Here is a 6,852-nt window from a genome sequence, read left to right as displayed (position 1 = left end):
CTGCTGGCGATCATGAACGGATATAGCGGAAGTGATGGACTGGAAGATTCGGTGAATTATATGATTGATTTGCTGAAAGAGTTTGCCTGTGCATGCGATGTGGAACTGGTGTATTTTAAATAAAGAAATAAAAGAATATGGATATAGAAAAGATTTTGACAGAAGGTATTATCTTCAAGGGAAGCAAGCCGGCTGCCGGAAAGAAAGAAGGGAAGGTGAAAACCAAAGCCAAGAAAAAGACTTATATTACGGGATTGCATGGATCGGGATCAGCCAAGATGAAGGCTGAGTACCGTCGCAAGAGAGCAAACCGTCATAAAAACGGGTAAAAAACAGATAGGACATTAATTTGTTATCGATATAAATTAAAGGCAGGGTAGTCGCTTTCCTTGCCTTTAATTGTGTTATATAACATATTATTCATAATTTTGCGCCGTCAAAAGAACAAGACACATAAATTAAACGAACAGATTTTATTATTAAAAAGAAGAAATCATGAAAAAAATGCTTGTATTGCTGGTCGTTGTGATGGCCGCATTGTCTGCTCATGCACAGGAAATGTATTTGGGCGGAGGTATCAGTCTGTGGAGAAATACCGATTTGGATAAAACCTCTTTTTCCATTACGCCTGATGTAGGTTATGAGTTGAGTGAACAGTGGGCACTGGGTATCGAACTGGCTTATGCGCATAAAGGAGAGGAGATTTCCACCAATGCATTTGCGCTGGCTCCTTATGCCCGCTACTCTTTCTATGAAAACAAGATCGTACGTCTCTTTTTGGATATGGGATTCGGATTCTCTACACAGAAAGCCAAACATCAGGATGCTGTCAATGGTTTCGAAATCGGAGTGAAACCGGGTATGGCAATTAAATTGAACCATCAGTTCAGCCTGATCACGAAAGTGGGATTTGCCGGATATCGTGATGATTACTTCCGTGGTGAAGGAAGCGGATTCGGTGTCAGTGTAGAAGGTGAGAACATTTCGATCGGTATTGATTACGAATTCTAATCTGACGGCTTCTGATTAGCCGTTGGGTAGCAGAAAATCCTTTTAGTTTGATTTGTAGGTCAGACTAAGAGGATTTTTATTTTGTTTTTGTTGTGCAATACCGGTAATGTTTTTATATTTGCTTATCTGGTTTAATAATAAATTTGATGCTTATGAGAAAATTGATTCTTTGCATAGTATGCATATTTTCTGCTTTGTGTGCTTCGGCACAGACTAAAGTGACCTGGAGTATGGAACTGGGACTGGGTATGAGCACCTGGATGGGAAATGGCTCGGACGGAAGTAATCCGATGTTTAATCCCAAAGTAGGGGTGGGTATTGATGTTCCTTTAAGTGGACTGGTATCTTTTCAGACCGGATTGACCTGGGCTTCCAAAGGAGCCAGTTATAAAATGGAAGGTTATAAGACGAAAGTAAACCAGAATTATCTGGAAATGCCTTTGCTGGCTGCTTTTCATGTCGGAACTGCTGCAAATTTTGATATGGTATTTACTGCCGGACCTTATCTGGCTTATGGAGTAAATGGAAAAACGGATTGGGAAATTGATGACCTGACTATGTCATGGGATTCGTTTGGAGATTCCAAGATTGAAGGTAAGGAAATAGATGGATTAAACCGTTTTGATGCCGGAATTCAGGCGGGAGTCGGTCTGGACTTTAAACGTTGGACAGTAGGCCTGGACGGTGAATTTGGCTTGTGCCGGATCTCAGGCAGTGACACACCGCGTAATCTGGCTTTCTTCTTTACCGTAGGATATAAGTTTTAAGAAAGAATAGAAGTGAAAAAGAAAGAATTGAAATCCTCCTGATGCAGGACGGATTTCAATTCTTTCTTTTTTATATTAATGATGGAACAGGCGGATACCGGTAAATGCCATGGCAATGCCGTATTTATCGCAGGTTTCGATAACATGGTCATCACGTACGGAACCTCCGGCCTGTGCAATGTATTCAACACCGCTTTTGTGAGCACGTTCAATATTGTCGCCGAAGGGGAAGAATGCATCTGATCCTAATGATACGCCTTTCAGAGTATCCAGCCAGGCGCGTTTTTCTTCACGGGTCAGTACTTCCGGCTTTTCGGTAAAGAATTGCTGCCATACACCGTCAGCCAGCACATCATCATGATCATCACTGATATAGATGTCAATGGTATTGTCACGGTCTGCGCGGCGGATCTTTTCTATCCATGGCAGATTCAATACCTTTGGATGCTGACGAAGATACCAGATGTCGGCCTTATTGCCTGCCAGTCGTGTACAGTGGATACGGCTTTGTTGACCGGCACCGATACCGATGGCTTGTCCGTCCTTGACGTAGCAGACAGAATTTGATTGTGTATATTTCAATGTGATCAGGGCAATCATCAGGTCACGGCGGGCTGCCTCCGGGAATTCCTTGTTCTGGGTGGGGATGTTTTCGAAGAGCTCCGGACCATTCAGTTTGATTTCGTTACGTCCCTGTTCGAATGTGATGCCGAATACATCTTTACGTTCAATTGGAGCAGGACGGTAATTGGGATCGATCTGGATAACGTTGTAGGTTCCTTTACGTTTGTTTTTCAGGATAGCAAGTGCTTCTTCTGTATATCCCGGAGCGATGACTCCGTCAGAAACTTCGCGATTGATGAAGCGGGCAGTAGCTTCATCGCAAATATCGCTGAGGGCAATAAAGTCTCCGTAGGAAGACATGCGGTCTGCGCCACGGGCACGTACATAGGCATTAGCTAGCGGAGAAAGAGGCAGACCATCTACGAAATAAATTTTTTTCATGGTTTCATCCAACTCAAGTCCGATGGCTGCGCCGGCAGGACTTACGTGTTTGAATGAGGTAGCAGCAGGCATATCGGTAGCTTCTTTCAGTTCCTTTACCAATTGCCAGCCATTCAAGGCATCCAGAAAATTAATGTATCCGGGGCGTCCGTTTAAGACCGTGATAGGCAGTTCTCCTTCCTGCATGAAGATGCGGGCTGGTTTTTGATTGGGGTTACAGCCATACTTCAATTCTAGTTCTTTTGCCATAGTTTTTCAGTTTTAAGTTTGTTCTTCAGTTAATGAAACAAATTTACGGATTATTTTCGGCTTGTAGAAAAACATTTGTGTAATTTTGTAGTTGTTGAACTTTGAACAGATAAGAGTATGATAGACGAATTATTGGATTTCAACCGCTCTTTTGTGGAGCAGAAAGGATATGAGCCTTATTTGACAACAAAATATCCGGACAAAAGGATTGCAATTGTAACCTGTATGGATACCCGTTTGGTGGAACTGTTGCTGGCTGCTTTGGGTTTGAAGAACGGTGATGTGAAAATGATCAAGAATGCGGGAGGAGTGATCACCCATCCTTTTGGCAGTGCCATGCGGAGTCTGATGGTTGCCATTTATGAATTGGGAGTAGAAGAGATTATGATCATCGGACATACGGATTGCGGGGCTCAGCATCTGAATTATGAGGATATGTTGGAACACATGCGTGAACGGGGAATTTCACAGGATCATCTGGACATGATTGAGTACTGCAATGTTGATTTGCGGACCTGGTTGAGCGGATTTGACAACGGAGAGGATGCTGTGCGAAGAAGTGTACATCTGGTGAAACATCACCCGTTGGTTCCGCAAGAGGGAATAACCGTACGAGGATTTATTATTAACTCTGTGACGGGTGAAGTTTCTGAAGTGAAAGATTGTGATTAAGCAATCTGTTTTTTTACGTAAGGAAGTTCTGAAGCGCTTTCTTTGTGTCTGCCCAAAGCGAGGCTGCCTGTGGGTGACAGAGATAGCGCTCTTTTAGTTTCCGGGGTTTGCTGCTTGCATACATCTCTCCTGTAACTCCTTCCAGAGATTCATCGAAAAGCAGTCGGATAGCTGTATCGGCTCCCTGACGGGGAGTGCGGATGCAGGGGCGGAACAGAATATCAGTCAGAGGATCAAACCATAAGTCCATATGAATAATACCTGTTGAAACAATTCCCGGATCGGCGGCATTGACTGAAATATGCCGTTGCTTGAGACGTTCGGAAAGTTCACGGGTAAAGAGCCATAAGGCCAGCTTGGTATTGCTATATACCGGAATGCGCCAGTAGCTGTCTGATTCGCGTCCGTTGGTGAAGAAATGCGGACCGATATGTCCGATTTGATAGGTACATGAAACCATGGATACAATTCTTGATCCGGCGTGCATGTTCGGAAGCAATTTCCGGGTCAGCAGGTAAGGAGCAAGGTAGTTGACAGCTGTGGTCTGTTCAAATCCGTCTTCTGTTTGGATGAAGTGGGGAGACATGGTTCCGGCATTGTTCATCAGCAGGTCAATGGAAGGGTTTCTGGCCAGTAACTTGTCGGCGGTATCAGCTACTGCTTTCATGGAGGAAAGTTCAACAGGAAAGACTTCCAGATCTGTATTTCCTGTTTCTTGAATGAGCTGTGATTTTCGTACCTCTCCGCCTTCCCGGGTGCGGCAAAGCATGACGACGTGGTAGCCCTTCCGAGCTGCTTCGCGGGAGATTTCAGTACCCATACCTCCGTCTGCTCCTGTTATGATAATTGTTTTTTTCATGTTCATTTTGCTTTTTCCAACTTCTCAATTTCTTTTTTCAGGCAGGGAGGGAGTTCCTCTTTCAGATGTTGATGGCAAGCCATGTCAAGAGTATACATACGGGCTATGCAATAGTTGCTATGTCCGCAGTTGCATCGGGCTTGTTCTTCGGCTTTCATCCGGTTGACGAAACCGGGCTCATTGAGCAGGGCGCGTCCCATTTGAACAAACTCGAATCCGTGTCCTAATACTTCCTCGATCTTTTGACGTGATACGAGCCCTCCTACGTAAACCAGTGGAATTTCTCGGATTGCTTTTCGGAAATCGAGCGCATCTTCCAGAAAATAAGCTTCACGGAACGGAACAGTTGGGATCATCAGATGACCGGCCAGACGTACACCATATTTCAGCCAGAGACTTTTCATGTAGTAAGTCATACTGTGTATGGGCATGGCACCGCGCATAACATACATTGGAGCTTTGCTCACAAAGCCACCACTCAAAACAAGTGCTTGTGCACCATCGTCAACCAGACGGCGGGCAACTTGCAGGCATTCATCTTTTTCCATACCTCCTTTGAAACCGTCACTCATATTCATTTTGACCAGTACAGCGGTGTGATTACCGGCAGCTTTAGTAACTTCATTCATAACTTGATCCATGAAGCGCATCCGATTGTTCAGGCTGCCGCCATATTCATCTTTGCGGTGGTTAGTGTAGGGAGAAAGAAACTGGCTGATCAGATAGCCGTGTCCGGCATGAATCTCAACAGCATCGAATCCGGCTTCTTGGGCTAACCTTACTGCATTTCCATATTCGCGGGCCAGTGAGGGAAGTTCATCTTTTCGCAGTCCACGGACAAAAGTGGGAGAATAAAGGTTGAACCCACTGCTTGCACCGACGGGCATGCAACCGCAAATGCTGCGATGAGACATGTTGCCACAATGTCCAAGCTGGATACTGGCAGCTGCTCCTTCGTGATGGATAGCGTCCGTAAGTCGGCGAAGTTCGGGAACGATTTCCGGTCGCATCCATAATTGCCGTTCGAAGGAAAGTCCGCTCTGAGTTACAGCAGCATAAGCTATGGTAGTCATTCCGACTCCTCCGGCTGCTACGGAGAGATGATAATCAAAGAGTTCCTGTGAAGGACGGTTCCCGGGACACATGCTTTCGAATGCGGCAGAACGTATGGTGCGGTTCCGTAATGTGAGGGGACCGATTTTTCCTTCTGTAAAGAGTATAGAGTTCATAGGTCAGAGAGTTTAATAGATAAAAGGAATCAGGCATTTGCGCTGGCCGACGGCCTCTTTCCCAAATTCTTCACAATAATGTTTGTGGATGGAATAAGCACGTGGAGCCAGGTTGGCAAAGGTCCATAATACGAAAATCCATGCTGTAGTTGATTGGGTAAGTATGGCGAATCCGATCCATTCAATAAGTTCCCCAAAATAATTAGCGGAAGTGATAAAGCGATACATTCCTTTTTGGGGGAGATAGTGGCGTGTATCTCCGGGTTTTCGGAGATGTCTGATCACATGATCTGAATGAAGATTGATTCCCATTCCGGAGATGAAGAGCAGTAGCCCTCCGATGAAGGTCGGGCTGCTCATCCACGAAGTGGAATATCGTTCGGCAGAAGCCAAATGGAATAAATCTTCACCGATCATGAATCCGTTGATAAGATTAAAAAGGATTCCCATCAGCATGATGGCAATCGGCATACGGCTTTTTCCTCTCATCAGGAGAGGGAAAATAAAGGAACGTTGCAGATAGTGCGTTTCGAACAGGATGAAAAAGGTGAGTAGTGTGGGCTGGAGTCTGCTTGGACTGCTAATCCATAAGTATAGCATGAAGAAAAAAGCCGGGCATTCCATTAGTACCCATCCCCATCGATTGGGTATGCTTATTCCCCAGTGTTTATTTTGGAATATTCCGTACCCAGCCTGTATATAGAAAAGAGCAATGAATACTACAATTGCAAGGATGGGCATGATATAGCATAAAACTTGATAAAGAGATTCTTCCATAATTCAATCGTTTGCTTTCAAAGATAGTGAGAATATTTAAAGAGTGTAACTATCTGTTGAGAAAAATATTTGATATAAAAATGGCGTAGGTCAGTTCTTCTTATTTAGTGGTCTGATTGGTATATATTGTGAAGGAACTTGTTGGGGGGTAGTATGAATTTGGTTTTGAAGTTCATTATCTGATATAATTATAATGTCTTTTATTGGGCTTTTCTTGTGTTCGTTTTTTCTGTTTCGTCTTTATATAAAATATAATAAGGTGTAGCATGAAGGAGTATTCGAT

At 44.2% G+C, this 6,852-nt stretch carries 8 protein-coding genes; 4 read left to right on the top strand and 4 right to left on the bottom strand.

Features of this window, described 5'->3' with window-relative positions:
* Window positions 1-137 precede the first annotated feature (137 nt).
* From BACCOPRO_RS08110 to BACCOPRO_RS08100, 3 genes are all read left to right on the top strand, one after another.
* Window positions 138-329, top strand: coding sequence for a hypothetical protein (locus BACCOPRO_RS08110; protein ID WP_008142637.1), 192 nt, complete (start codon window positions 138-140; stop codon window positions 327-329).
* Window positions 330-495: 166 nt separating this feature from the next.
* Window positions 496-1,011 (top strand): outer membrane beta-barrel protein, encoded by a 516-nt coding sequence (locus tag BACCOPRO_RS08105; protein ID WP_008142636.1) that lies wholly within the window; start codon window positions 496-498, stop codon window positions 1,009-1,011.
* 152 nt (window positions 1,012-1,163) lie between these two features.
* Window positions 1,164-1,778, top strand: a complete 615-nt coding sequence (locus tag BACCOPRO_RS08100) for a porin family protein (protein WP_022276838.1) — start codon at window positions 1,164-1,166, stop codon at window positions 1,776-1,778.
* 75 nt (window positions 1,779-1,853) lie between these two features.
* Here BACCOPRO_RS08100 and BACCOPRO_RS08095 read toward each other — a convergent pair whose 3' ends face one another.
* Window positions 1,854-3,032 (bottom strand): phosphoribosylaminoimidazolecarboxamide formyltransferase, encoded by a 1,179-nt coding sequence (locus tag BACCOPRO_RS08095; protein WP_008142634.1) that lies wholly within the window; start codon window positions 3,030-3,032, stop codon window positions 1,854-1,856.
* A gap of 117 nt (window positions 3,033-3,149) precedes the next feature.
* Between BACCOPRO_RS08095 and BACCOPRO_RS08090 the strand changes: the two genes are divergently transcribed.
* Window positions 3,150-3,704, top strand: coding sequence for a beta-class carbonic anhydrase (locus tag BACCOPRO_RS08090; protein ID WP_008142633.1), 555 nt, complete (start codon window positions 3,150-3,152; stop codon window positions 3,702-3,704).
* Window positions 3,705-3,717: 13 nt separating this feature from the next.
* Here the strand turns inward: BACCOPRO_RS08090 and BACCOPRO_RS08085 are convergent, their stop codons facing one another.
* From BACCOPRO_RS08085 to BACCOPRO_RS08075, 3 genes are read right to left on the bottom strand one after another with little or no spacing between them, the layout of a single operon-like run.
* Window positions 3,718-4,563 carry an SDR family oxidoreductase gene (locus BACCOPRO_RS08085; RefSeq protein WP_040311383.1) on the bottom strand — a complete coding sequence of 282 codons (846 nt, stop codon included), beginning with the start codon at window positions 4,561-4,563 and terminating at the stop codon, window positions 3,718-3,720.
* A gap of 2 nt (window positions 4,564-4,565) precedes the next feature.
* The gene (locus BACCOPRO_RS08080) at window positions 4,566-5,792 is read right to left on the bottom strand and encodes an NADH:flavin oxidoreductase (protein ID WP_008142631.1); all 1,227 of its coding nucleotides are present in this window, start codon (window positions 5,790-5,792) and stop codon (window positions 4,566-4,568) included.
* A gap of 12 nt (window positions 5,793-5,804) precedes the next feature.
* Window positions 5,805-6,569 (bottom strand): DUF1295 domain-containing protein, encoded by a 765-nt coding sequence (locus BACCOPRO_RS08075; RefSeq protein WP_008142630.1) that lies wholly within the window; start codon window positions 6,567-6,569, stop codon window positions 5,805-5,807.
* Between the last annotated feature and the right edge of the window lie 283 nt (window positions 6,570-6,852).

The sequence above is a fragment of the Phocaeicola coprophilus DSM 18228 = JCM 13818 genome (assembly GCF_000157915.1).
Classification (GTDB): Bacteria; Bacteroidota; Bacteroidia; order Bacteroidales; family Bacteroidaceae; genus Phocaeicola; species Phocaeicola coprophilus.
The sequence above is the reverse complement of the archived record's forward strand: the minus strand, read 5'-3'. Positions and strand labels throughout refer to the sequence as shown.